The 24932-nt window shown below is 73.8% G+C and carries 19 protein-coding genes; 7 read left to right on the forward strand and 12 right to left on the reverse strand.

Annotated features, from left to right (window positions below; genetic code table 11):
- Positions 1-27 precede the first annotated feature (27 nt).
- Positions 28-279 (forward strand): hypothetical protein, encoded by a 252-nt coding sequence (locus ACGFZN_RS09190; RefSeq protein ID WP_393857840.1) that lies wholly within the window; start codon positions 28-30, stop codon positions 277-279.
- Between the two features lie 249 nt (positions 280-528).
- Complete coding sequence (locus ACGFZN_RS09195) at positions 529-735, forward strand: cold-shock protein (protein ID WP_393857841.1); 207 nt, start codon at positions 529-531, stop codon at positions 733-735.
- A 97-nt stretch (positions 736-832) separates the two neighbouring features.
- On the opposite strand, the gene ACGFZN_RS09200 is transcribed toward ACGFZN_RS09195, so the two are convergent.
- Complete coding sequence (locus ACGFZN_RS09200; RefSeq protein WP_393857842.1) at positions 833-997, reverse strand: hypothetical protein; 165 nt, start codon at positions 995-997, stop codon at positions 833-835.
- On the opposite strand from ACGFZN_RS09200, the gene ACGFZN_RS09205 reads away from it, so the two are divergent.
- Both ACGFZN_RS09205 and ACGFZN_RS09210 read left to right on the forward strand, forming a co-directional pair.
- Positions 996-2504, forward strand: a complete 1509-nt coding sequence (locus tag ACGFZN_RS09205) for a DEAD/DEAH box helicase (protein WP_393857843.1) — start codon at positions 996-998, stop codon at positions 2502-2504. The two genes, ACGFZN_RS09200 and ACGFZN_RS09205, sit on opposite strands and share 2 nt — an antisense overlap.
- 148 nt (positions 2505-2652) lie before the next feature.
- On the forward strand, positions 2653-2940 hold the full coding sequence (locus tag ACGFZN_RS09210; protein ID WP_393857844.1) for an SCO5918 family protein: 288 nt from the start codon (positions 2653-2655) through the stop codon (positions 2938-2940).
- Positions 2941-3054: 114 nt separating this feature from the next.
- Here ACGFZN_RS09210 and ACGFZN_RS09215 read toward each other — a convergent pair whose 3' ends face one another.
- The gene (locus ACGFZN_RS09215; RefSeq protein ID WP_393857845.1) at positions 3055-3933 is read right to left on the reverse strand and encodes a universal stress protein; all 879 of its coding nucleotides are present in this window, start codon (positions 3931-3933) and stop codon (positions 3055-3057) included.
- A gap of 282 nt (positions 3934-4215) precedes the next feature.
- Between ACGFZN_RS09215 and ACGFZN_RS09220 the strand changes: the two genes are divergently transcribed.
- Positions 4216-4566 (forward strand): MerR family transcriptional regulator, encoded by a 351-nt coding sequence (locus ACGFZN_RS09220; RefSeq protein WP_393857846.1) that lies wholly within the window; start codon positions 4216-4218, stop codon positions 4564-4566.
- A 237-nt stretch (positions 4567-4803) separates the two neighbouring features.
- Entirely contained in the window at positions 4804-5007 is a 204-nt protein-coding gene (locus ACGFZN_RS09225) for a cold-shock protein (RefSeq protein WP_007383480.1), read from the forward strand.
- Positions 5008-5107: 100 nt separating this feature from the next.
- On the opposite strand, the gene ACGFZN_RS09230 is transcribed toward ACGFZN_RS09225, so the two are convergent.
- The 9 genes from ACGFZN_RS09230 to ACGFZN_RS09270 all read right to left on the reverse strand — a co-directional run bounded on the left by ACGFZN_RS09230 (position 5108) and on the right by ACGFZN_RS09270 (position 18803).
- Positions 5108-6811: a SpoIIE family protein phosphatase gene (locus ACGFZN_RS09230; protein ID WP_393857847.1), complete on the reverse strand. Its 1704-nt coding sequence runs from the start codon at positions 6809-6811 to the stop codon at positions 5108-5110.
- A 199-nt stretch (positions 6812-7010) separates the two neighbouring features.
- Positions 7011-7709: a GAF and ANTAR domain-containing protein gene (locus ACGFZN_RS09235; RefSeq protein WP_393857848.1), complete on the reverse strand. Its 699-nt coding sequence runs from the start codon at positions 7707-7709 to the stop codon at positions 7011-7013.
- Positions 7710-7891: 182 nt separating this feature from the next.
- Positions 7892-9109: a peptidase S8 gene (locus tag ACGFZN_RS09240; protein ID WP_393857849.1), complete on the reverse strand. Its 1218-nt coding sequence runs from the start codon at positions 9107-9109 to the stop codon at positions 7892-7894.
- 253 nt (positions 9110-9362) lie between these two features.
- Positions 9363-10970: an ABC transporter substrate-binding protein gene (locus tag ACGFZN_RS09245; protein WP_393857850.1), complete on the reverse strand. Its 1608-nt coding sequence runs from the start codon at positions 10968-10970 to the stop codon at positions 9363-9365.
- A gap of 5 nt (positions 10971-10975) precedes the next feature.
- Positions 10976-13150, reverse strand: a complete 2175-nt coding sequence (locus ACGFZN_RS09250) for a hypothetical protein (RefSeq protein WP_393857851.1) — start codon at positions 13148-13150, stop codon at positions 10976-10978.
- Between the two features lie 153 nt (positions 13151-13303).
- The gene (locus ACGFZN_RS09255; protein ID WP_393857852.1) at positions 13304-14500 is read right to left on the reverse strand and encodes an NAD(P)/FAD-dependent oxidoreductase; all 1197 of its coding nucleotides are present in this window, start codon (positions 14498-14500) and stop codon (positions 13304-13306) included.
- Positions 14501-14613: 113 nt separating this feature from the next.
- Positions 14614-15558 carry an RNA polymerase sigma-70 factor gene (locus ACGFZN_RS09260; RefSeq protein ID WP_393857853.1) on the reverse strand — a complete coding sequence of 315 codons (945 nt, stop codon included), beginning with the start codon at positions 15556-15558 and terminating at the stop codon, positions 14614-14616.
- 148 nt (positions 15559-15706) lie between these two features.
- Positions 15707-17764: a TolB family protein gene (locus ACGFZN_RS09265; RefSeq protein WP_393857854.1), complete on the reverse strand. Its 2058-nt coding sequence runs from the start codon at positions 17762-17764 to the stop codon at positions 15707-15709.
- Between the two features lie 265 nt (positions 17765-18029).
- A complete protein-coding gene (locus ACGFZN_RS09270; protein WP_393857855.1) occupies positions 18030-18803 on the reverse strand; it encodes a VOC family protein in 774 nt (257 codons plus the stop codon).
- Positions 18804-18995: 192 nt separating this feature from the next.
- Between ACGFZN_RS09270 and ACGFZN_RS09275 the strand changes: the two genes are divergently transcribed.
- On the forward strand, positions 18996-19856 hold the full coding sequence (locus ACGFZN_RS09275) for a hypothetical protein (RefSeq protein WP_393857856.1): 861 nt from the start codon (positions 18996-18998) through the stop codon (positions 19854-19856).
- Between the two features lie 130 nt (positions 19857-19986).
- Here the strand turns inward: ACGFZN_RS09275 and ACGFZN_RS09280 are convergent, their stop codons facing one another.
- Positions 19987-24801, reverse strand: coding sequence for a DNA repair ATPase (locus ACGFZN_RS09280; protein ID WP_393857857.1), 4815 nt, complete (start codon positions 24799-24801; stop codon positions 19987-19989).
- Between the last annotated feature and the right edge of the window lie 131 nt (positions 24802-24932).

Here is a 24932-nt window from a genome sequence, read left to right on the forward strand (position 1 = left end):
TGACAGGAAAGAGAGCCCCTCATCGAAGTGACGTCCCTGTTCTCCGCGCTGGAAGAGCAGCCCCGCTCGTCCGCCGCGGCATCGCCGCGCCCGGCGACCAATCCGTTCCGGGCCCCCGACCTCGCCCCCGACTCCGGGTACGGCGAGAGCTCGTTCGTCGAGGGCCCGCAGGAGTCCGGCTCGGGCCTCCGTGCGGCGCAGGCCGAGGCGGCCCGCCGGGCGCTCACTCCTGCGGAACCGGCCCCGGAACGCGGAAGCAGCCGAGCCCCACGCCGGTGACGCTCTCGTCTCCGATCCGGCCCCGCCGCGACAGAAATACCCACCGAAGCGGGACAGGAATTACCGGACGTCAAGCACAACGCATCGCCGTTTCCGTCCGGCCTGTGTTAGCGTGACAGCAGTTGCAGTTTTGGTTGCCAGAGATTTTTTTCTTTGCAGAGCTTTCCGGATCCTTCCGGAGGGGTGATCATCGCAGCGACTCGGATCCGCAGAGTGCGGATCCGAAACTGCCCCCGAGGGAGATTCAGTATGGCATCTGGCACCGTGAAGTGGTTCAACGCGGAAAAGGGCTTCGGCTTCATCGAGCAGGACGGCGGCGGCCCTGACGTGTTCGCCCACTACTCGAACATCATCAGCAACGGTGGCTTCCGCGAGCTTCAGGAAGGCCAGAAGGTGAGCTTCGACGTCACGCAGGGCCAGAAGGGCCCGCAGGCCGAGAACATCGTTCCGGCCTGACGCCGACGCGAAATCTTCGCGGGCCGGTGGCTCGCGCATCACGTGTCTGGGGCCCGCACTCCTGGGGTGCGGGCCCCGCCGCATTTCCCCCACGCATTCACTCCGGCCGGTTTCCGGATTTCCGGACCACGGGCATCTTCGGGTCCAGCACGAAAGGCCCGACTCTCCACTTTTTCTCCGGCTCATTCTTGTGAATCCGCATGCGGTCCTGCACCGCCGGACGGAATTCCTCGATACGCCGCATCGAGGAAGGTTCCTCCATGAACCGCACCCGCCGTACCGGCGGCACGTCCAATAGCTCCCGCGCGAACGGAAGGTCCACGCGTTCGGCGGGCTCCGCTCCCGGCAGCCGCTTCCGTTCGCAAGGGGCGGGCCGCCAGGGCTCTCGTGCCGGCACCGGTCGCCAGAGCGGCCAGGGTGCGCCTTCCGCCGCGCGCCGCCAGGAGTTCGCCCTGCCGGTCACCCTCACCGAGCCGCTGCCCGCGGCGCAGACGTTCGCCGAGCTCGACATGCCCGCACGGCTGTCGGCCGCCCTCGGCGCCGAAGGCGTGTCCGTGCCCTTCCCGATCCAGGCGGCCACGCTGCCGAACGCGCTGGCGGGCCGGGACGTCCTCGGCCGGGGCCGTACCGGCTCGGGAAAGACGCTCGCCTTCGGCCTGCCGGTGCTGGCGCGGCTGGACGGACGGCGGGCCCAGCCCCGGCAGCCGCTCGCCCTCGTCCTCGTACCGACCCGCGAACTGGCCCAGCAGGTCACCGACGCGCTCGCCCCGTACGCCCGCGCCCTGCGCCTTCGGCTCGCCACCGTCGTGGGCGGCGTGTCGATCGGCCGCCAGGTGAACGCGCTGCGCACCGGAGCGGAGGTCGTCGTCGCGACGCCCGGCCGCCTGCGGGACCTGATCGAGCGCGGCGCCTGTCTGCTGGACCAGGTCGCCGTCACCGTCCTCGACGAGGCCGACCAGATGGCCGACATGGGCTTCATGCCGCAGGTGACCGCGCTGCTCGACCAAGTACCCGCCGGGGGCCAGCGGTTGCTGTTCTCGGCCACCCTGGACCGCAACATAGACCTCCTGGTACGCCGCTACCTGCACGACCCCGTCGTGCACTCGGTCGACCCGTCCGCCGGCGCGGTCGCCACGATGGAGCACCATCTGCTGCACGTGCACGACGACGACAAGCACACCGCCACGACCGAGATCGCCGCCCGCGACGGACGTGTCCTCATGTTCCTGGACACCAAGCACGCGGCGGACCGGCTGGCCAGGCATCTGCTGTCCGTCGGGGTGCGCGCGGCGGCCCTGCACGGCGGCAAGTCCCAGCCGCAGCGCAACCGGACGCTCGCCCAGTTCAAGGACGGCCAGGTCACGGTGCTGGTCGCCACCAACGTCGCCGCCCGCGGCATCCACGTCGACGGCCTGGACCTCGTCGTGAACGTCGACCCGCCCGGCGACCACAAGGACTACCTGCACCGCGGCGGCCGTACCGCACGCGCCGGTGAATCCGGCACGGTCGTGACGCTCGTGCTGCCGCACCAGCGGCGCGCGGTGGACCGCCTGATGGCCGACGCCGGCATCGCCGCGCGCACCGCCCGGATCCGCCCGGGCGAGGCAGAGCTGCAGCGCATCACCGGCGCCCGCACCCCCTCAGGCGTGCCCGTGGCCCTCGCCGTACCTGCCGACGCCCGTCGTGAGGGCACGGGATCCGCGGGACGGCAGCGCAGGAGCCGGGCCGCCGCCGCTCGATCCCGCCGGCCCGCGCGCAGGAACCCGTAGCCCGCACCCGGACCGCCCGTCGTCCAGCCCCTCCGCCCGTCCACTCCGCCCGTCCGCTCCGTCCATCCGCTCCTTCCGGCCGCTCCGTCCGGGCCGCCGTGGTGGGGTCGGTCTCTTCGGCGTCTTTCCTCACCCTGTGGAGGCATCCATGCGCTGTGTCATCGCCCGTTTCCCGTTCGACCTGGTCAAAGGCGAGGTCGAACAGTCCATGAGCGGCATCGCACCCGAACCGGTCACCGGCGTGTCCGTGACCATCGGGCCTCTCCGGTACCCCGTGATGCAGGTCGGGGAAGTGATCACCCGGCAGAACCGCCGGGACTTCACCGTGGCCGAAATGCGTCGGGCGCTGACCCGGCTCGGCTTCACCTGCCACGAGGCGCCCCCGGCCGCCCCGGCCCCGCACGCGCGAGCCGACGAGGACGCCCTCGGCTGGTGACGCTCCGGGCCGGAGACCTCTCGAGGGCGACCGCGGACGGCGCGTCGTCCGCGGGTTGGAACACCGGGATGAACAGGGGCGTCGGTGCCGGCCGCGGACCGTGGAGAAGAGGCGTCAGTGCTCGCCGCGGACCACGGCCACGGGACAGTGCGCGTGGTGCAGCAGGGCCTGGCTGACCGAGCCGAGCAGCAAACCGGTGAAGCCGCCGCGGCCGCGTGCGCCGGCCACGACCAGCTGTGCGTCGCGGCTCGCCTCGATCAGGGCCGGGCGGATCCGGGAGCACACCAGGCGCCGCTCCACCGCGACCCGGGGCCAGCGCGCCTGCCACGGGGCGAGGGTCTCGTCGAGCAGCCGCTGCTCCTCCTCGCGGAGCGCCTCTACGTCGATCACCAGGCTCAGCGGATCGCCGCGCCCCTCGTGGGCCCGTTCGCTGCGGGTGTTCCACACGTGCACGGCCAGCAGGTCCGCCCCGCGCACCGCCGCTTCGGCGAAGGCGAACTCGACCGCGCGTTCGCCCGCCGGGGAGCCGTCCACCGCCAGCAGTACGGGACCGGCCGGGTCGGCACGGCCGCGCACCACCAGCACCGGACAGCGGCCGTGGGCGGCCAGGTGCACCGCGGTGGAACCGAGCAGCAGGCTGCCGAACGCGCCCAGCCCACGGCTGCCCACCACGACGAGCGAGGCGGTGCGGGACTCCATCTCCAGCACCATCACCGGCTCGCCGGCGGTGACCTCGCGTGTGATGTCGACCTGCGGTGCGATCGCGCGGGCCCGTTGTTCCGCCTCGGCCAGCGTGCCGTCCGCGAGCTCGCGCAGTCCCGGCGCGCCGGGACTCCACGGCGGCCCACCGGGCGGCGGGTGGATCGACGGCCATGCGAAGGCGTGCACGAGCCGCAGCCCCACCCCGCTGAGCGCCGCCTCGCGCGCCGCCGTCTCGACGGCCTGAAGGCCGGACGGTGAGCCGTCGACTCCCACCACCACCGGTTTGGCCATACCGCGCCTCCTCGCCGGGCGGGCCGGACGGCCGCCGTCCCGGCTCCCGTCCATCCTCCGCCACCGCGTCGCGCGGCGCATCGGATGGCGGGCGCGGTGCGAGCAGACGTCTTCCCGGCGGCGGCGTCGAGGGCGTCCGGCGGAGAAATCTGTCACGGCGAGCCCACATCCGCGGACCCGGCGGCGTTAGGGTTGCCGGACGGGGCTGTGGGCGCCGACTCCGCGCAGCGCGGGGGTCGCGCCCGCCCGGGCCCCTCGCCGTGTCCCCGAACTGAAGGTGTCATGCCCGCTGAGAACGCCACCGGCGCCGGCAACCTCGACGACGACGACTTCCCCGCCTACACCATGGGACGGGCGGCGGACGTCCTCGGCATCACGCCCGCCTTCCTGCGGGCCGTGGGCGAGGCCGGGCTGATCACGCCGCTGCGTTCGGAGGGCGGCCACCGCCGCTACTCCCGCCGCCAGCTGCGCATCGCCGCCCGCGCCCGCGAACTGGTCGACCAGGGCACCCCCGTCGAGGCCGCGTGCCGCATCGTGTCGCTGGAGGACCAGCTCGAGGACGCTCATCGCCTGAACCACGAAATACGCCGGAAGCTCGACGGGCACGACGCGGATATCTGGTCCGGCGAGTAGAGAATTGCTGGCTGCGGCGCGCGAGAATAATGACCTGCCGAAAAAAGCTCGGCAAATCACTCGGGCACCGGCATCCGACCTGTGTTAGCGTGATAGCAGTTGCAGTTTTGGTGGTCCTGGATGCCGAGAACTTTTTTCTCAGCAGAGCTTTCCGGATTCTTCCGGAGGGGTGATCATCGCGGCGACTCGGCTCCGTGAAGTGCGGAGTCCGGTACTGCCCCCCAAGGGAGATTCAATATGGCATCTGGCACCGTGAAGTGGTTCAACGCGGAAAAGGGCTTCGGCTTCATCGAGCAGGACGGCGGCGGCGCTGACGTGTTCGCCCACTACTCGAACATCGCCACGAGCGGCTTCCGCGAGCTTCAGGAAGGCCAGAAGGTGACCTTCGACGTCACGCAGGGCCAGAAGGGCCCGCAGGCCGAGAACATCGTTCCCGCCTGACGTCGCGCATCGTAGGGCTGGGGCCCGCACCCTCGGGGTGCGGGCCCCGGCTTTTTCGTGTTCGGGACCGCCGTTCGGGACCGCCGTTCGGGACCGCCGTTCAGGACCGACTTCCCGCCGGCCACGACGGCACGCGGAGCGCGAGGAGCGCGACGTCGTCCAGGCCGGGTGGCTCGGTGCGGCGCAGCAGCTGGTCGGTGAAGGACGGCAGGAGGCGGTGGGCGAGGGCGGCGGCGTGCTGGCGCAGCCGTTCCAGGCCCTCGTCGAGTGTGCGGCCGGGTGCTTCGATGAGACCGTCGGTGTAGAACACGAGGGTGCAGCCCGGCGGCAGGACGACGGCGGCGTCGGGGCGCGGGGCGCGCAGGCCGGTGCCCAGCAGTATTCCGTGGCCGTCGGTGAGGTACTCGGCCACTCCGTCCCGGGTGACGAGGAGCGGCGGCGGGTGGCCGGCGTTCGTCCAGGACAGCTCCCACCGATCGTCGTCGGTCCGGACGAGCCGGCACAGGACGAGCGTGGCCATCGCGACGTCGGTGATGGACGTGACCGCCTCGTCGAGGCGTTCCACGATCCGGCTGGGGGGCTCCTGCTGGGACCAGGCGTAGGCGCGCAGGATGTTGCGCAGCTGGGCCATGCCCGCGGCGGCCTCCAGGTCGTGGCCGAGGACGTCGCCGACGGCGAGCGCGGTGGCGCCGTCGGGCAGGTTGAAGGCGTCGTACCAGTCGCCGCCGACCTGTGAGGCGTCCGGGGCGGGCAGGTAGCGGACGGTCATCTGCAGTCCGGGCACCGGCGGCATCTGCGGCAGCAGATGGTTCTGCATGGTCTCGGCGACGGCACGCTGTCGCTGGAAGAGGCGGGCGTTGTCCAGGGCGAGGGCGGCACGGCGCGCGATGTCCTCGATCAGCGGAAGGTCGGCGGTGGTGAAGCGCCCCTGCTGCTTGGCGCGGCCCAGCGTGAGCGCGCCCAGCACCTCACGGGTGCCGCGCATGGGTGCGATGGCCGCGGAGTGGATGCCGGTGGCCTCGAACAGGCGGCGCTGCTCGACGGCGATGCCGGCGTCCGGGGGGCCCTGGTAGGTCTCGGGCCCGGCCAGAGCGGAGGCGACGCCGCGCAGCGCGCGGGACAGCGGCATCGGGGACTCCTCCGGCACCGGCGGCATCGGCCCTTCGAGGTCCTCCTGGTGCGTCAGGGTGTCGCCGTCCGCCTGGACCACCGCGGTGCGCCACACCTCGTCCCGCTCGGTGATCAGGTCGATGACGACCCAGTCCGCCAGGCGCGGCAGCACCAGGGACGTCAGCCGGTTGAGGATCTCCTCCGTCTCGAGGCTGGACGTCAGGCGGGTGGTGGTCTCGGCGAGCAGGGCCAGCCGCTCGAAGTCGGTCAGCGTGGCGGCGGGGCGTTCCGGCGGCTCCTCGGCGCCGGGGGCCGGCCGGGGAGGGTGGAAGACGACGAGCGTGCCGGCGCGGCCCTCGCCGAGGTCGTACGGCGTGATCGTCCAGGACACGGGCATCGGGGCGCCGTCGCCGCCGGCGAAGTAGTCGCCGTCCCCGTGCGCCGGAGTGCCCGCGTGGAACGCCTGCCGCATGCCGCACTGCGTCGTGGGCAGCGGCTCGCCGTGCGGTCCGCGGTGCAGCAGATCATGGGCGTCCTGCCCGAGCAGTCCGGCGGCGGGACGGCCCAGCAGCCGCTCGGCCGCGCTGTTGACGGCCACGATGCAGCCCTGCTCGTCCGCGACGTAGGCGCCGGTCCCGATGGCCTCCAGCGCCGGGCCGAGCCCGCACGGCACCGTGTTGCCCGGTTCCGTCATGTCCTCGCCTCCTGGAGATCGCCACCGGCCGCGGTGCGCGCGGTTCGGGCGTCCGAATGTGTCTCGCGGGTCTTCTTCCCCCGTGTGCCCACGTGCCGGGGAGAGTCGGCCGTCCCGTGCGGGGGTTTTCGGTTCACGCGTCCGCCGGCCGGACCGGGCGGGGCCCGGCCGTGGGCGCGCCGTCGCCCGTGCCCGGCCGCTACTTCTCCCGCGGGGCCCTCGGCGCGCTGCGTACGCGCTGGGCGACGTCGCGCAGTTTGATGTTGTGGTGCTGGGAGATGCGGCGCAGCACGTCGAAGGCGTCGTCCTCGCTCAGCCGGTGGCGTTCCATGAGGATGCCCATGGCCTCGCCTATGGCGTGCCGGGTCTCCATGGCGTGGCTCAGCTGTTCCTCGGTGCTGGCACTGGCCAGGGCGACGGCGCAGTGGGACGCCAGCACCCAGCCGGCGGTCTCGCTCGCCTCGGTGAAGGCGCCGGGCTGCCGGGAGTACATGTTCAGGGCGCCGAAGTCCTCGCCCCGGGCGTACAGCAGGAAGCCCATCACGCTGCCCACACCGAGCCGGCGCGCCGCCGGGGCGTACTTCGGCCATGCGGGCTGCGGCCGGGTCATGTCCATGATCCGGTAGGTGCGCTCGGCGTCCGGCCGGCGCGCCGCGTCGAAGCAGGGGCCCTCCCGGAACCGCCCCTGGATCCGGTCGGACTCGACGGCCAGGTCGCCGCAGGCCGCGAGGGTCACCGCCTCCTGCTTGAGGAGGGTCAGCACACCGGCCGCCTCGCAGCCGTCGACGATCTCCACCGCCGCTGAGGCGACGCGGTCCAGGGTCGCCTGCACCGAGTCCTGCTCCAGCAGCTCGCGCGCGAGGACCGCAAGGCGCTGCGCGAACCTCTCCCAGTCCACCCACGCCACCCTTCTCCGTCCGGGCCGGTGGAAGTCGTCTGCCCCGTGCCTACGAACCTAGTCGGACCGGGTTGACCACGCAGGTCGTGGCGGCACGGGCGGCCGGCTGCCCGTGGGACGAGGGGAAGCCCCCGGCGTGCTCGCCGGGGGCTTCCCCCGTTCCGTGGATGCGTCCGGGCTGCTCAGCCGGTGAACGCCGCCGTGCCGTTCGGGACGCCGAGGCCGGACGGGCCGTCGTACCCGGTGGTGCCGGTGCACAGGTACGACCCGCCGCAGCTGCCGTTGGAGCCGCTCGTCACGTCGTACAGCGCGGAGGTGTGCGCGTACGGGAAGGACGACGGGTAGGAGCCGGCGGACGGGGCGCCGGCGAGCGCGTAGGTCGCCGCGATCAGCGGGGACGAGGCGCTGGTGCCGCCGAAGACCATCCAGCCGCTGCCCTGGCCGTAGGTGTCGTACACCGCGACGCCGGTGTTGGGGTCGGCGACCGCGGAGACGTCCGCGACCGTGCGGTTCGCGCAGCCGGTGTCCTTCTGCCAGCTGGGCTTGGCGTCGTAGGAGGAGCAGCCGGAGCCGGCGCCGCTCCACACCGTGTCGGTCCAGCCACGCGTGGTGGAGGAGGTCTTCAGGGAGGTGCCGCCGACCGCCGTCACGTACTTGGAGGCCGCGGGGTACTCCACGCCGTAGCCGTTGTCGCCGGAGGAGACGGTGATGGCGACACCGGGGTGGTTGAAGTAGGTGGAGTCGTACGTCGCGTCGCTGGAGGACTCGGAGCCGCCGTAGCTGTTGGAGACGAACTTCGCGCCGAGGCGGACCGCGGTGTTCACGGCCGTGCCCAGGTTGGTCATGCTGGACGAACTGGCCTCGACCAGCAGGATCTTGCAGTTCGGGCAGGCCGCGCTGACCATGTCGAGGTCGAGCGATATCTCCTCGGCCCAGCCGGAGTTGCCGCGCGGGTACTTGGTGCCGCCGTTCTGGTCCACCTTGGTGAAGCAGCCGTTGGCCGTGGTGCAGGCCGAAAGGCCGTACTGGGAGCGGTAGGTGGCGAGGTCGGACTCGGCGTTCGGGTCGTCGTAGGCGTCGACGATGGCCACGGTCTGGCCGGAACCGCCGGTCGCCGAGGGCAGGTTGTACGCCGACTGGAGCGAGGCGGGGCCGTAGCCGGAGGGCGCGGCGGCCGCCGTGAGGTCGCTCTCGGCGTGCGCCGAGCGGGGGGTGCCCGACGTGACCTGGAGGGCCTTGCAGGCCATCTGGTCCTTCTGCGTCGGGGCCGCGCAGGCGTGCGCGACGGTGACGCCGTGGGCCGAGGTGGTCGCCTGGGCGGCCTGGCCGACCGGGGCGGCCAGGGCGAGGGCTGCCGTGGCCAGGGCGGCGACGGCGGTGAGGGAAACGGTTCTGCGCAACGTACGTCCTCCACGAGTGGGGTGAACCGGGAAGAGCTGTGGGGGGTGCGCGGCGGTACGACCGGGCGCAGGGTGTGCGCCGAGGTCGCGCAGAACGTACGGATGTCGGGCCCACGTCAACAAGATGAAGATCGAAGACAGAACATTCCTTTGCCGTTGGCGGGGAGTTCATGTGCGGTCAATGAGCAAGCCATGGCTCAAAAACGTCCGGACCATGGCTTGACTCATGCCGGCAGCCGGGTCCCGGTGGCGGTCACGGCGTACGGCTCGGGATCACGCAGTTCTTCTGCTGCGGACGTCCCGTGGGCCAGCCCAGCCCGACGAACTTCAGATCGCCCTCGCCCTGCCGGCCCGGATCCAGCTCGACCACCGCGACCGGTTTGTCGTACGGATTGCCGGCGCTGGTCAGGCAGATCAGGCCGCCCGTGCCCTGGATCCGGTGCCGCGACTGGAGCTTCGACCACTCCCGGCCGACGTCCTCCAGGCCGGGCACCCCCGAACCGTTCTGCACCTGGTGCAGCGCCGTGCCGATGGTCACCATGCCGTCGTACACGAGCATCGTGCGGGAGTTGCGCAGATCGGGAGCGGTGCCGAGGTCGGAGGTCCGCACCGACCGGATCAGGCTCTCCAGGCCGTCCAGGGCCGCCTTGGGCTCGGTGAGGTACTGGGGCAGGTCGGACGGGGCCGGCTTGCCGTGGTGGGTGGCGGTCCACTGCCGGGTCCAGGCGGCCAGCTCGGTGCTCCACGCGTCGGGGTGCGCGGGGGCGGCGTACTGCACGGTCACCCGCGCCGTGCCGCCCGTGCCGCGCAGCTGCTGCCAGTCCCTGTCCGTCATGCTCTGCTGCAGCGAGGCTCCGTCGGAACCGCTGATGACGGTGTAGTGCCGGTTCGCGCAGCCCAGCTGGGCCAGTTTGAGGGCGAACAGGCGCAGGTGCAGGGCGCGGCCCGCGAAGTACACGGTGTCGGCCTCGGTGTCGCAGATGTTGTTGGCGATCTGGGTGAACTGGTTGCCGGTCGAGCCCACTTCGTCGATCGCCGGTGAGGTGAAGGGCATCGCGGCGGGCCCGGCCGGCCCCTGCTCCTTGATGTCGCTGAACGCCTTCGCCAGCGAGTCGTCGTAGCCGTCGGGGCGGGTGTCGTAGACCAGCACCGTCCTGCGGTCCTGGCGGCCCCGGGCGCCGTTGAAGAAGGCCAGCGCCTGCGCCATGTCGTGGTTGGTGGGGATGATCCGGGCCAGTCCGGGGAACCGCACCTTGGCCATGCCGTCCCCGGTGTCCTCGTTCGCTATCTGATCGCCGGTGATCCGGGAGGCGAGCACCGGGATCCGGTGCGCCGTCAGCCGGCTCACGGCCTGCCGCGTCGCGTCGAGGCTCAGGTTGAAGCCGGTGACGGCACGCAGCCGGTCCTTCGTCGAGCCGGCCATGCGGATCAGGGTGTCCACGACGGCGGACTGGTGCGCGTAGTCCCGCCCGGGGTTGGCCAGCACCAGGCGGATCTTCGGCGGTTCGCCCTCGCCCTTGTTGGCCGCCAGCTGGCCCAGGTACGCCCCCTGCAGATCGCCGCGCATCTCCCGGCGCAGCGCGGGCACGTCCGACTGGAGCGGCAGCATCATCGCCACCGTCACATGCGGCTGGCCCTCGATCCGCTTGTTCTCCCGGGCGATGGCCCGGGCCACGGCGCGGATCTCCGGGGTGCCGAAGTCGTAGCCCGACCCGTCCACCCCGACGCACTCGCCGTCGATCCGCTGGATCCCGTCGGCGCAGGTGTCCGGTCTGCCGATGACCGATGTGGCGAACACGATGAGTGCCGCCACCACCGCCAGGGCCAGCAGCGCGTAGAGGATCTTCCGCCATCTGGGCATCGCCGTTACCTCCTTCGCCCGAGCTGATCGGTGCAGGCGCAGCGCAGCAACGGCTGCTCGTTCTCCGCCAGGCCGCTCCAGTCGGTGGCCGTGGCGCCCAGCTCCCCGGCGCCGTCGAACTCCATGATCGACAGCAGGTCCAGCAGCTTGGCGAGGGTGCGGGCGGTCTGCGGCCCGGTCGGCCTGGTCCGCTCCTCGCACAGCCACACCGCGTGCAGCAGCTGGTCGACGGTGCGGCGCAGCGCCGGCCCGTCCACCGCCACCAGGCCCTCGGCACGCTCCCGCCGGGTGTCCGCCCCGGCCGGATACGGCGCCTGGGCGATCTCCAGCAGCTCCGCGCACCACTCCCGGGGCCGGCCGGGCAGCGTGTCGGCCAGATGCCGGACCACGTCGTCCACACCGCCGGAGACCAGGTGGTGGTTCATCCGGTGCGCCAGGACCGAGCGGAACGCCCCGCCGTCCGCGGCCCCGTCCTGCGCCGCGCGCCGGGTGTAGTGGTCGCGCAGCAGATGGTGGTCGGCGTACCAGGCGGCGCCGTCGGGGCGCAGTCCGTACAGCCGGTGCACCAGCAGCTGGCGCAGCCCGAAGTCCCCGATGAAGTGCCGCTCGCAGCGCGGCCATCCGGTGTCGGTGAGCAGCTGGGAAACGTGATGCGCGGTCAGCCGGTGGACACGGCCTGACTGGTGGTGGCGCAGCAGCACGTCGGCGCACTCGGCGTCGTGCGCCACGGACAGATGGGTGAGCAGGTCCAGCCACTGGTCGTGGTGCTCGGCCGGCAGCCGTACCGGCAGCTGCTCCAGGACCAGTTCGTCCAGCAGGACGTCCGCCACGGGCCGCTCGCCGTCGCTGTCGCCGGGAAGCCGCAGGGGGGCGTCGAGGATGTCCCGGTCGTTGGCACCGGGCGCCATCCGGAAGGCGGCGGACGCGGCGGCCAGCCGGATCACCATGTGCGGCCGGCCGCCGCTCAGCCGGGCCACGGCGGCGTCGACACGGCGGCGGCTCGTGCCGCTCGCCGGCTCCGCGCGCCGCTGTCCGCGCTCGGTCTCCCGGCGGATCTGGTCGCCGGTGAGCAGCGGCATCCGCAGCAGCAGCACGCCGTCGGCCAGCGGCGCCCGGTCCGCTTCCGGATCCGCGCGCCTGGTCCACTGGGCCGGGAACCCGTCGGCGGGCCGGAACTGCGCCGGGACCGGCACGTCGCCGGGGGGCAGGCCGCCGTACAGGAAGGCGCCGCCGTCCGCCCGGCGGGCCGTGCCGGCCACCACCACGCGGTCGCGCTGCCCGTCCCTGCGGTCCCTGAGCACGGCCCGCAGCAGCTGCTCGCCCAGCGGTGTCTCGGCCCGGTCCAGCAGCAGCGCCGGCCGGCCGACCCGGAGCAGCCAGCCCGACGCGCCCGTGTACGACGCCTCCAGGTCCTCACGCAGCGCCCGGAAGAGGAAGCTCTCGGCGAGCTCCCGCTCCTCGCCGCCGGCCCGGAAGTCGGCGGCGAGATCGCGCATCCCGTACTGGGGCTGGCCGCCGGCGCCGGGGTAGGCGCCGTAGATGCGGGCGAGTTCGGTACGGCCCCTGGGCGGCAGGCTCGCGAAGATGGCGTCCAGCAGGGCGGTGCTCACCGAGGCCGTGTACGGGCCGAGCGCCTGCCCGGCCAGGGTGGTCAGCAGGTTGCGGACGGCCGCGCGCAGCGCGCCCCGCCAGAAGTCGCCGGTGGCCAGGGGACGGCGGTTCTTCTGGGACAGCTTCTCGTACCGCTCGATCTCGGTCGCGACCGACTGGGCACTGCCCCCCGCGACGCCGGTCGCGATCACCGCGAGGCCCGCGTAGAGCCGCGGGAAGGCGAACGAGCCGCCCGGCCCCTGCCAGGCGGCGAGCCGCTCCGCCGCCTCGACCAGCGCCTCGGTCGCGGCCGAGCGGGCGCCCGGCTCGGGATCGGCCCGGTCCGCGTACACGGGCGAGCCGCAGTCCAGGTAGATCACCGGCACCTTGGCGGCGAACCGGTCCCGTACGGCGCGCAGCAGCCGCCCCTTGCCCATGCCGGGGCCGCCGGTGAGCAGCACCACGGGCAGGTCGGGGCCGTACAGCGGCTCGCGTCCGGCGCCCGACGGCGACCGCCCGAGCAAGCGCGCGAAGAACCCTTCCTCACCGAGGAGCGAGTCGAACCCCAGGTCCTCACACGGATCCCCCATGCATGCTCTCCCGCCCAGGAGCTGGTGATCGTTGTGGTGAAAGGAGATTAGTGCACCATAGGGCGCTGTGTACGGACAACGGTGCTTGTGAGGAAGGAAGTTGGGCGAGGAGCGCGCACGGCCCCCGGGCGCGGGAGCCGTGCGCGGCGTGGATCAGGCCGGGGTCCGCACCGCCGCGGCCTGCGCCTCCTGCCGGGGCACGACGGGCCGCCGCCGGGCCGGCAGGAGGGTCGGGTGGGCGACGCCCCAGGCCGCGCCCTTGCAGACCAGCTCCTTGTAGAGGGCGGCGGTACGGCCCGTCAGGGCCGCGCGGACGGCGCGGTCGTCGGCGGTGACGTACTGGATCAGGCCTTCCCTGCGGCCCAGCGAGATGCACTGGTTGAAGTAGCGCAACGGCACCGTGGGGACCTTGCCGCCGGTCAGGCGGGCCGCGATGGCGTCGGCGGCCTGCCAGGCGGAGGGCACCCCGGAGGCGCAGGACATCCGCAGCGGCTTGTCGCCGGGGCCGGTCGCCAGGGCCGCGTCGCCGATGGCGTACACGTCCGGGTGGGAGACCGAGCGCATGGTGCGGTCGACCACGATCTGCCCGGTGCCGGAGACCTCCAGGGTCGTGGCGCGGGCGATCGGGTGGACGGCGAAGCCGGTGGTCCACACGGTGACCGCCGCCGGGACCGTGCGGCCGCCGGCGGTGCTGACGCGGCCGGCCTCGACGGCGGTGACCTCGGTGTGCTCGTGCACGGTGATGCCGAGCCCGTCGAAGACCTTCCGCAGGTGCCGGCGGCCCTTGTCCGAGAGCCAGTCGCCGAGGCCGGCCCGGGCGGCGAGGGCGACGTCGAGGTCCGGGCGGGCCTCGGCGATCTCGGTCGCGGCCTCAACGCCGGTGAGGCCGCCGCCGACCACGAGCACGGGCTGCCCGGCGGCCAGGCCGGCCAGCCGCTCGCGCAGCCGGAGCGCTCCGGGGCGGGAGGCGATCTCGTGGGCGTGCTCGGCGGCTCCCGGCACACCGTGGTCGTGCCATCCGCTGCCGAGGGCGTACACGAGGGTGTCGTACGGCAGTTCCCGCGTGCCGTCGTCCGCGTCGAGGACGGTGACGGTCCTGCGGTCCACGTCCACGCCGGTGACCCTGCCGACCGTGACGTCCACGCCGGTGCCCGCGAACATCCCGGCGAGCGGGCGGGGCGTGAGCGACCGGCCGGCCGCGAGCTGGTGCAGCCGGACGCGTTCCACGAAGTCGGGCTCGGCGTTGACGAGGGTGATGCTGACGTCCTCGGGGCGCAGCCGCCTGGCGAGGCGCCCGGCGGCGGTCGCTCCGGTGTAACCGGCTCCGAGGACGACGATGCGGTGCTGCATTTCCCGGCTCCTGTCTGCTGCTGTCTTCAGCGGGCTCGCCCCTTGAACCGGGCGGCCCGCCGTTTCCTGACAGGAACCGGATGTGAAGCAGCTCACATTGAGATCGGAACGGATCAGAACACCGTGAGCAGGGGTTCGCCGCGGTCGGCGGCCGCCCACAGCCGGGTCGCGCGCTCGAGCTTGTCGGGGTTGACCTGGTTGCGGAACGCGGCGATGCCCTCGTCGGTGATCTCCAGGCACATGACGCCGATGACCCGGCCGTCCACCACCACGACGAGGGCGGGTTCGGCGTTGGCGGTCGCGGCGAAGATCTCGGCGGTGCCGCCGACCAGGTCGCGCTTGGCCTTGCTGGGCTTGAACAGCCCGCGCATGAAGGTCGCGACCGCGCGGGCGCCCTCGAACGCCTTGGCGCGGGCCGGGACCTTGCCGCCGCCGTCGCCGATCGCGACGGCGTCCTCGGTGAGCAGCCGGACGAGCGGCTCGGTGCGGCCGCTGGTGGCGGCCGCGAGGAACTCCTCGACGATCCGCCGGGCGGCGTCCCGGTCGACCTCGGCGCGGGCCCTGCCGTCGGCGACGTGCCGCTTGGCGCGGTGGAAGATCTGCTGGCTGGCGGCCTCGCTGATGTCGAGGATCTCGGCGATCTCCCGGTGCGTGTAGGCGAACGCCTCCCGCAGCACGTACACCGCCCGCTCGTTCGGGGAGAGCCGCTCCAGCAGGGTGAGGACCGCGTACGACACCGATTCGCGCTGTTCGGCGGTGTCGGCGGGGCCGAGCATCGGGTCACCGGCGAGCAGCGGCTCGGGCAGCCACTGGCCGACGTAGGTCTCGCGCCGGGCGCGGGCCGAGGTGAGCTGGGTCAGGCACAGGTTGGTGAGCACCTTCGTCAGCCAGGCCTCGGGGACCTCGATGCGCTCGGTGTCGGCGGCCTGCCAGCGCAGGAACGTCTCCTGCACGGCGTCCTCGGCCTCGCTCGCCGAGCCGAGCATCCGGTAGGCGATGGCCTCCAGCCGGGGCCTGGACGCCTCGAACCGGTCCACGTCGCTCATGCTGATGGCCATGCCCGGGATCCTAGCTGGCGGGCCCGGCCACGTCCTCGGTGTTCCGGGGGCCTGCCCCGCACCCCACCCGTCCCCGAACCCACGCAGCCCCCGGGTCGGGGGGGACCAGGGGGCTGCGTATCTGCGTACCGGCGTACCGGCGGCCCGGCTAGCGGGCGCTGTGGGCGTTGGGTGCGGGCAGGTGCTCGCCGGGGACCACGGCGGGATCCGGGGCCGGCCGGGCGCTGCCGCCGGCGGGGGCGGCGGGCGTCGCGGCGAAGGCGGACCGGCCCGCGGACTGCGCCGGCAGGTCGCCGTCGGCGGCCCAGTACGTCGTCGTCCAGGAGCTGTTCGCGGCGATCGCCGAGGCGATGGCGGTGCGGTTGGCCTGCGGGTAGGAGGCGTTGCCGCCGAAGGTCTGCACGAACCAGACGCTCGCGGCCTCCTGGCCCAGGTAGTACGACGCCGGTGCGGACAGCGTGGACTCGGTGGACCAGAGCATCGGCCCGTACGTGGCGGTGGCGGCGCCGCCCGCGACCGCGTTCTGCCAGGTCCAGGTGTCCTCCACGGTGACCGACGTCGGCGCGGACCACCAGAAGCGGGCCAGGTTGGCGGCGACGTCCTCGTGGGTCTTGCCGCTGATCGCCCAGAAGCTCCAGGCCTTGTCCAGCGTCACGTGCTCCATCGCCTGGGTGGCGTTGTAGCCGACCGTGACGAGGTTCGTGGTCTTCGGGTTCAGGGCGTTCAGGTAGTTCCTGACCGACGCGGGGACCGTCTTGCCGTTGGTCAGCAGGACGACGCCGGTGCCGTGGTAGCCGAGCGAGCCGGCGGCCGTGGAGGCGGCGATCGGGTCGTGGTAGTCGCCTCCGTCGGCGACGAACACCCAGCTCGGGGTGGCGCTGATCTGCTTGGCGACCCGGGCCGACAGCGCGGACAGGTCGGTGCCGTCGAGGCGCAGCACCTTGTAGCCGAGCGCCTGGACCTGGCTCGCCACCTTGGAGCCGAGGATGCGGGTGCCGCCGTTGAGGTAGACGGTGCCGCCCTTGGGCAGGGACCGCTTGAGCTCCTTGGCGGCGGACGCGTCCAGGCCGCCGGCGGAGGTCATCAGCACCGGGCCCTGCTTCTCGGCGGCCAGCGCGATCGCCGGGGCCGAGTAGGTGGCGTTGCCCTTGTTGACCAGGACCGCGGACTTCGCGGAGATCAGGCCCTGCACGTGCGTGCCGCCCGCGGTGTCGAACGTCCAGCGGGAGGCGGCGGCGTCGATGCCGGTGGAGCCGGTGCCGTAGACCCGGGTCAGGGTGTTCTTGCGCAGCGGCTGCCAGGACGGCCTGCCGCCCTTGCCCGCCCCGGTGACCTGGGCCGACGTGCCGCTCGCCAGGTCCAGCAGCCGTACCGTCTGCACGTCGTCGGACCAGCCGGCGTGGCCGCCGTGCGCCTCGTAGGCGATCCGGCCGCCCGCCGGGTCCCAGGCCGGGTACAGGTGGTCGGAGGCGTCCGTGGTGACCTGCTGCACGCCGGTGCCGTCCGCGGCGGCGGTGAACAGCTGGGTCCAGCCGTCGACCTGGCGGGTGAAGGCCAGCTTGGTGCCGTCCGCCGAGAAGACCGGGGCGGAGCCGGCGGCGACGATGTTCTTCAGCGCCTTGGTGGACGGGTCGTACGTCCAGATGCCCTGGCTGTCGGAGCAGCCGTTGTGGTGCCGTTCGAAGGCCAGCGTGCCGGTCGGGCTCGCCGTCGGGTGGGTGTCGCACACCGTCGACGGCTCCTGAGCGGACGTCAGCAGCGGCTCCGGCGCCCAGGATCCGTCCGAGGGGCCGTAGGCGAGCTGGCCGCCCGTGCTGAACACCACGTACCGGCCGTCCAGCCAGAACGCCGGATCGTCGTACGAGGCGCTGGAGCGCACCTTGGTGGCCCAGGGCAGCGTGACGAGCGAGGTGGTGCCGGTGACCCGGCCCGTGGCCAGCCGGCTCCAGCCGGCCACCACCTTGCTGCCGTCCGGCGCCCAGTTCGGCACGTACCCGGCGTTCGGGATGTTGGGCACGGACCGCAGCCCGGACCCGTCGGCGTCGACCGTCTCCACCCCCGTGGAGCCGCCGTACAGGCCGATCTGCCCCCCGGTCACCTCAGCCGGTGCGGCCTGCGCGCCCGATGCGGCGGCGCCGAGCAGGCCGGCCGCCATCGAGACGGCCGACGTGAGCGCCGCGATGCGGCGGCGCGTGCGAGATCTCAACGAGAAGTCCCCCTGCGAAATGCCTGCGTGTCCCCGCAGGCCACTGTCCGTGCATGCCTGCCTGTGCAGGCATGTCCTGCCTGCCTGCCCGTCGCGGGCGTCCCGGCGCGGGCGCGCGTCGCGCGGCTCCGGCTCCCCCCGGGGTGACAGCGATCACTCGCGGGCAGCAGGACGCTATGTGATGACGGACGGGGGGCGCCGGAAAGGGTGTTCGAACAGTGGGTGAACAAATCGCGGGTCCGGGGGGTGTGGCCCGCGGTCGGTCTCAGCTCTGGCGCGGGTCGGGCCTGAGGACGGCGAACAGGGCCTGGGCCGGGTCGGTGAGCCAGGCGACGCGGCCGACGCCCGGGATGTTCGCCGCCGGCATGACGACCGAGCCGCCGCCCGCGGCCGTCGCGGCGACGGTCGCGTCGACGTCGGTCACCGCGAAGTACGGCACCCAGCGCGCGTCCTCCCGGTCGTCGGTCAGCGGGGCCACGCCGCCGAAGGAGCCCTCCTGCTGGTCGCCCTCCGCGATGCTGAGCACCTGGTACGTCATGCCCGGCCCCTGCATCTGCCGGGTACGCCAGCCGAACAGCCCCCGGTAGAAGCCGATGGCCGCCTCCGGGTCGCCGGCGTGCAGCTCCACCCACACCAGGGCGCCCTCCTCCGACGCCCGCTCCAGTCCCCGCCCGGACTGGAGCACCGCGAACCGGGCGCCCTGCGGGTCCGTGAACTGGGCGAGCGTGGCCTCGCCCATGCTCGTCGGCGCGGTGCGCACCGTGCCGCCGGCGTCGGTCACGGCCCGCGCGGTGGCCTGGGCGTCGTCGGTGCGGAAGTACGTCATCCAGGCGGACTCCGCTCCCGGTTCGGTCAGCGGGCCGAGCCCGGCGACGGTGCCGCCGTTCCTCAGGAAGAACCCGTAACCGCCGCCCTCCGGCCCCGCGGAGGCGAACTCCCAGCCGAGGACGGCGCCGTAGAAGTCGGCGGCCGCCTGCGTGTCGGGGCTGCCGAGGTCGATCCACTCGGGCGATCCGGTGCGGAACTCTGTACCGAGCATGCGTCTCCTCCTGCCGGTCCGGTGCGGAAGCCGCCCGCCACTATGCCGACGGCGACGCCCGGGCACGGCCGGGACACGGGCAAAGAACCCGAGGAATCTGCGCAGGAGTGCCACACGGGCTGCACACAGCCTTTCGAAAGGCTCGTTACCGTGACGGACGCCCGCTCCCCCTTGCACACAGGAAGACCACAGATGGACTACTGCTCCTCGTGCCGCCGGCACCTCAATGGCGCCCTGGTCTGCCCGGGGTGCGGTGCCTACGCCCCGGACATAGCCCCGCCCCGGACCACCGCCCCCCACACCGGCGGACACGCCACGACGCCGGCCGCCGACGACTGGTTCACCGCCGAACACGCGGCCGGATCACCCGGCTCGGACAGCGACGCCCCGGCCGACGTCACGGACGCCCCGCCCGCTCCCCAGGGCCGCGCCGCCCGACGTCGGCAGCTGGCGCGCTGGAAGAAGAACCAGCGCCGGGCCGTGGTGGCGACGGCCGTCGCGCTCGTCGGCGGCGGGATCACGCTCGCCTCGCTGGACCGCGGCAGCGGCGACAAGGCGCAGGCGGCCACCGCGCCGGACCACCGCAGCATGAGCCTCACCGACGAGCCGTCCGCCGCGCCCAGCCGGCCGGCGCCCGCGCCCGCCTCGCCCACCACCGGCCACCGGCACACCGCGGCCACGGTGACGGCCCACACGCCCGGCACCGGTGTCACCCGGCAGCAGTCCGCCGCACCGGCGCCCCGCACGGTCCAGTCCGCAGGCGGGGCACACACCGCCGCGGTGGCCCCCCGTCAGGCCGCCTCCGCGGCACCGGCCACGCCGGCCGTCCCGCAGCAGCGCGGCACCACGACGACATCGTCGTCCGGGACGGACACGGGCACGAGCACGGGCACGGCCACGGGCACCGGGACGAGCACGGGCTCCTCGGGTACGTCCACCCAACCCGCCTCCGGCACCGGCGGCGGCACCTCCGCGTCCTCCCCCACCGCGTCGTCCCCGTCGCAGACCTCCTCCTCCGGCCAGCTCTGCCTGGTCCTGCTCTGCCTGGGCTGACACGGGGGCGTCCGGCGCCGGACTCACTCCCGGTACCGCCGTGCCGTCCGCCGGTCCCGGCGGATCAACACGGCGGTGGTCAGGGCGGTGAACGCGCATGCGGCCGACAGGGGGATGAGGAAGCCGGCCATCAGCGCAGGCCCGCGTCCCGGGCGCGGTCGATCGCGGATTCCACCGCCGCCACGCGGTCGGCGAGCAGGCCGAGGGCCGCCACCGCGCGGCTCAGCGGATCGTCGCCGGGGCCGCCGAGGGTGCGGACGCGGATGTGGGCGGCCTTGAGCTCGGCCCAGCGGGCGGCCTGGGCCTCGGTCAGGGTGCCGCGCAGTTCGGCGAGTTTGAGCAGGTTGGCCTCGGCTCCCGTGGTGAGGGTCTGGGCCTCGGCCGTGTAGTGGTCGTCGACGACCGCCTCGCGTTCGGCGTCGTTCATGACCGGGCGCAGACGCCCGGCGATCTTGTTCATGTCGCGGTAGGAGCCCTGGAGGCGGAAGGGCGGCTCGGTGCGGGCGGCCTCCGACCGGGCGGCGGAGGCGATGTAGGCCGCGTTGACGCGGAGCACGGTGTCGCGGACCGCCGTCAGATGGCGCAGCACCGCCAGCACGGCGTTCAGTTCGGCCGCCGGCATCGGGTGGGTGAGGCGGTCGGCGCGGGCCGTGGGGTCGGCAGCCGCGAGCCGGACCAGCAGGTCCAGGTCGGCCCGGTCCCGGGCGGCGAGCGGGGCGAGCACCGGGTTGGCGGTGAGGGCGTTCTCCACGAAGCTGAGCGCGAAGACGTCCTCCTTGCCGGTCAGGACGTCGCCGAGGTTCCACACGTCGGCGCGGTTGGCGAGCATGTCGGGGATGCGGAAGCGTTCCCCGGACTCGGTGTACGGGTTGCCGGCCATGCAGACCGCGAACCGCTTGCCGCGCAGGTCGTAGGTGCGCGGCCGGCCGTCCCACACGCCGTCCACCCGCCGGGTGGCGTCGCACAGCGGGATGAACTTCTGCAGCAGCTCGGGCGAGGTGTGCTGGATGTCGTCGAGGTACAGGAGCGTGTTGTTGCCGGCCGCCAGCGCGAAGTTGATCTTCTCGATCTCGCGGCGTGCCGTGGCGTTCGGGGCGTCGGCCGGGTCCAGCGAGGTCACGGTGTGGCCGAGCGCCGGGCCGCTGACCTTGACCAGCATCAGGCCGAGCCGGTCGGCGACGTACTCCATGAGGGTCGTCTTGCCGTAGCCCGGAGGGGAGACGAGCAGCAGCAGACCACCGGTGTCGGTGCGTTTCGACGCGCCGGTGGTGCCGAGCTGGCGGGCCAGGCTGTCGCCGACCAGCGGCAGGTACACCTCGTCGACCAGACGGCCCCGGACGAACGCCGGCATCACGCGCGGGCGGTGCTCGTCCAGGCGGAGCCGGTCGCGTTCGGCCGCCACCAGGGCGGTACGGCGGCGCTGGTAGGCGCGGAAGGCGGGCACGTCCGAGGCCGCGAAGCGGGAGGTGCGGGCCAGGAACTCGTCCAGCCGGAGCGGGAGCCGGCCGCCGGTCACGCGCGGGTGCGTGCCCAGCAGGCCCTCCGCCGTCGCCGTGAGCGGGGCGTCGCCGTCGTAGCGGGGCAGGCCGGGGCAGAGTTCGGCGGCGACCGCCTCGGCCAGCTCGCCGGGCGTGGCCTCGGCGCCGGTGGCGGCGGTGTACGCGGCGAGCCAGGCGTGCACCACCTGGCGGCGCGCGGCCAGGTCGGTCAGCCCCTCCAGGTCGGTGCGGTAACTCCCCTCCGCGTGCCGGAACTTCTCCAGCAGGGTGCGCGCCGCGGCCCCGAGCACGAAGCCGTCCGGGCCGCCGGTCAGCTCCTCGAAGAGGTACGCGGCGGCCGGCCCGCCCGGCGCCGACGCGTCCCACGCCCCGATCGCCCCGGCCAGCTCCCGCCGCAGCTCCCCGATGGCCGGTACGGCACCGAAGGCGTCCCGGGCCCGGGCCAGCGACACCGCCCGCCGGGCCCAGGCGGTGCGGGCCTCCTCGGTCGTGCCGTGCGCCCAGAACAGCTGGGCGGCGGCCCGCGCGGCGGGCTCGTGCCGCAGGGTCCCGACGCCCTCGTACAGCGGCAGCAGGGCCCGGAGCACAAGGGTCGCGTCGTGGTCGTGGACGCCGCGCTCGTACCCCTCGTCGTACGACTCCTGCGCCGCCCGGCGTACCAGGTCCGGCAGGTCGTCGGCGGCGGCGAGGACGGCCGGGCCGGGCTCGGCGAGCAGGCGGGCGGCCAGGTGTTCGGCGCGGTACACCTCGGGCGACTCCGAGGGCAGATGACGGTCCCAGCAGGCGCGGTGCGCGGCGAAGTCGGGGTCGGTGACCGGCGCCCGGTAGTCGGTGCCGGTGACGGCGAAGGCCAGGGTGTCGCCGTGCGGGACGAGGGTGAGGTCGAGCGGCTGGGTGTTGACGGCGAAGCGGTGGCCGCCGAGCAGCAGGGTGCGGCCGTCCCCGTCGTACAGGTCGGCGCGGTCGCGCAGGGCGCGGGCGGCCTCCTGGCGGGCCGCCTTCAGCCGGCCGTCCAGCTCCTCGGCGCGCACGCTGTCGCCGAGGGCGCGCAGCTCGTCGGCGGTGCGGCGGACCTTGGCGACCAGCGGGTCGGAGGCGAAGTACGCGGCGGCCGCGTCGGCGTCGGCCAGGCCGGCCGCCCGGCGCCCGACCGTCTCCAGCACGCGCCCCGCCGAGACGGCGAGCTGCTCGGCGCGGCGGGCGCGGGCGTCGGCGAGGGACTGCTTGCGGGCGGCGAACGCCTCGTAGACCTCGGTACGCCGGCCGTCCAGTTCGGCGAGGAAGTCGTCGGACTCGGCGAACCGCCCGTCCAGGTCCTCCAACCGCGCCAGCACGGCCGCGAGTTGGTCGTCGCACTCCTCGGGGGTGCCGGACGCGGCGAGCGCGGCGGTGACGGCCTGGGCGAGCAGCGCGGTCTCGGCGGCGAACTCGGCCCGGCCCTCGCTGTCCCGCAGGGCGCGGCGGCGGCCGTCGAGAAGGGCGCGGGCGCGGTTGACGCCGCCCAGCACCTCGGCGATCCGCTCCAGCACGGCCGTACGGACGACCGCGTCGGCGATGTCGAGGCCGGTGACCACCTCGGTGACGGTGCGCAGCCCGTCGGCGAGGCCGTCGAGCCGTTCGGCGACCGGCCCGGCGCCGGCCACGGTCTCGACGGCCGCCGCCTGACCGGCCAGGTGCTCGACCTCCGCCTGCTGGGCGGCGAAGGCGTCCTCGCGCGCCAGGAACTGCACCGCGCGCCGCCCGAATCCGGCGAGGTCGTCCTCGGCGGCGGCCGCCAGGCGGTCGATCCGGGCGGTGTCGGCGTACCGCAGGTCCCGCAACGTGAGCAGGTGCCCGTGGGCCTGCCGGAGTTCGGTCAGGCCGCGCACCCAGGCGGCGGCCTCGCGCGGGGCCTCGCCGCGCAGCCGGCGCACCACGGCCGCGATCCGCGCCTCCGCCGCGTCCAGCGCGCCGGCGGCCTGCCGGGTCAGCTCCCGTACGGTCTCGAACTCGCCCAGCACCTGCTCGGCGGTCGCCCGGACCGCTCCCAACGGCTCGGCCAGATCGCCGAGTTCGGGATCGGCGAGCCAGTGGTGGGCGTCGGCGGCCCGCACGCACGCGGCGGTGAGCGCCCGGTACCCCTCGCTCGTCCCGACGCCGTCGGTCACCAGCCGCGCCACGGACAGGCAGTCGGCGAGCCCGCGCACGAGATCGGCGTTGCCGACCCGGGCGAGCGCGCCGGTGCCGGTGCGCAGCGCGGCGGCGTGCGTGTCGGAGACGTACGGCGAGGTCCACCACTGCACCGGGTGCGTGTGCGCGGGCTCGTCGCCGGCGGCCCGCAGCACGGCGAGCGCGCCGTCCTCAAACAGCGCCCAGCCCCGGCACGGCAGCGGAGCGGCGACCTCCTTGCGCAGGGTGTTGTACGACAGCAGCAGCGCGCGCCCTCCGGCCCGGGACCGGAACGCGTACAGCACGTCCTCGCCGTTCGGCGCGCGCACCTCGCGCTCGAACTCCAGGCCGGCCACGTCGAGGTCGTACGTCTTGTGGGCGCCGCCCGCGAGGCAGTACCCGCCGGGGAAGACGATCCCCTGCTCCTCGGGCAGCCGCCGGCACGCCTGCCCGATCCCGTCGAGCCGTACCACCGTACGGCTGAGGGTGTCGAAGACGAGGTACCGGTCGTCCTCCTCCTTGTACGGCCGCACCCGCAGCAGCACCAGCGCGCCCACGCGCGCGTGCCCGACGGCCGCGTCCGCGAGCGCCTGCAGCGGCTCCTGCACGGGCTCGGCGTACAGCTCCTCGCCGTCCGCAGTGCGCACGGTGAGGGTTCCGCCGACGGTGGTCACGCCCAGGCCCCCGGGGACGGCCACGTACTGCTCCCGGCCGAGGACGTGGTCCTCCCGGGTGGTCTGCGTCCAGGTGACGTCCTGGGCCGGCGGGAAGACGTCGTCGCGGTCGCCGCGCGCGTCCAGGAACGCCACCTGGCCGTCCTCGGCGACGCTCCAGCGCAGGACGCGGACGTCCTCGGCCTTCTCGCCGGTGCGGAACACCGCGAGCAGCCGGCCGTCTGCCCGGCGCAGCCGCAGCAGGCTCGCTTCGCGGTAGTAGCGGTGCAGGGCGGTGAACTCCTTGGCGAACGCCGGGTCGTCGAGGAGTCCGGGGACCGCGCCGTCCGGCAGCTTCTCGCCGTCGCGGCCGTGGAGCGCGAGTACGGCGGTGGTTCCGCCGGTCGCGCCGAAGAGGAGGGTGTTCCCCACGGCCGCGATGTCGCTGGGCACGCAGGCGTGCGGCGTCCTTAGCCGGGCAGTGGCAACGAGGTCCAGTTCCGCCGACCCGAACTCCTCGCTCCGCCGCGCGTTGAGTGCGTCCGCCCTCCGGGCCAGCTCGGCCGCCTGCGCGGCGAGGCGGTCGCGGAGGACCTCGTAGGTTCCGGCATCCGCGGTGCTCTGCGGCGCCTCAGCGGTGGACATGTGCGGGTGCTTCCCTTCATGGGCTGTGCGGCTACGGGCTCGGGACTGCGGGGTGTGTGCCGGGTGCGGGTGCGCGGGGCTGGTCGCGCCCGCGCGCGGAGCCGCATGTCAGGCACAGCCCCGCGCCCCTT

The sequence above is a fragment of the Streptomyces sp. NPDC048192 genome, from assembly GCF_043202415.1.
GTDB lineage: Bacteria > Actinomycetota > Actinomycetes > Streptomycetales > Streptomycetaceae > Streptomyces.

Coding starts and splice junctions, on each gene's coding strand:
- ACGFZN_RS09260 (WP_393857853.1), bottom strand. CDS start 15,558: ATGGCCATCAGCATGAGCGACGTGGACCGGTTCGAGGCGTCCAGGCCC.
- ACGFZN_RS09250 (WP_393857851.1), bottom strand. CDS start 13,150: ATGGGGGATCCGTGTGAGGACCTGGGGTTCGACTCGCTCCTCGGTGAG.
- ACGFZN_RS09195 (WP_393857841.1), top strand. CDS start 529: ATGGCATCTGGCACCGTGAAGTGGTTCAACGCGGAAAAGGGCTTCGGC.
- ACGFZN_RS09245 (WP_393857850.1), bottom strand. CDS start 10,970: ATGCCCAGATGGCGGAAGATCCTCTACGCGCTGCTGGCCCTGGCGGTG.
- ACGFZN_RS09230 (WP_393857847.1), bottom strand. CDS start 6,811: ATGACGGAACCGGGCAACACGGTGCCGTGCGGGCTCGGCCCGGCGCTG.
- ACGFZN_RS09255 (WP_393857852.1), bottom strand. CDS start 14,500: ATGCAGCACCGCATCGTCGTCCTCGGAGCCGGTTACACCGGAGCGACC.
- ACGFZN_RS09220 (WP_393857846.1), top strand. CDS start 4,216: ATGCCCGCTGAGAACGCCACCGGCGCCGGCAACCTCGACGACGACGAC.
- ACGFZN_RS09215 (WP_393857845.1), bottom strand. CDS start 3,933: ATGGCCAAACCGGTGGTGGTGGGAGTCGACGGCTCACCGTCCGGCCTT.
- ACGFZN_RS09210 (WP_393857844.1), top strand. CDS start 2,653: ATGCGCTGTGTCATCGCCCGTTTCCCGTTCGACCTGGTCAAAGGCGAG.
- ACGFZN_RS09205 (WP_393857843.1), top strand. CDS start 996: ATGAACCGCACCCGCCGTACCGGCGGCACGTCCAATAGCTCCCGCGCG.
- ACGFZN_RS09280 (WP_393857857.1), bottom strand. CDS start 24,801: ATGTCCACCGCTGAGGCGCCGCAGAGCACCGCGGATGCCGGAACCTAC.
- ACGFZN_RS09275 (WP_393857856.1), top strand. CDS start 18,996: ATGGACTACTGCTCCTCGTGCCGCCGGCACCTCAATGGCGCCCTGGTC.
- ACGFZN_RS09270 (WP_393857855.1), bottom strand. CDS start 18,803: ATGCTCGGTACAGAGTTCCGCACCGGATCGCCCGAGTGGATCGACCTC.
- ACGFZN_RS09225 (WP_007383480.1), top strand. CDS start 4,804: ATGGCATCTGGCACCGTGAAGTGGTTCAACGCGGAAAAGGGCTTCGGC.
- ACGFZN_RS09200 (WP_393857842.1), bottom strand. CDS start 997: ATGGAGGAACCTTCCTCGATGCGGCGTATCGAGGAATTCCGTCCGGCG.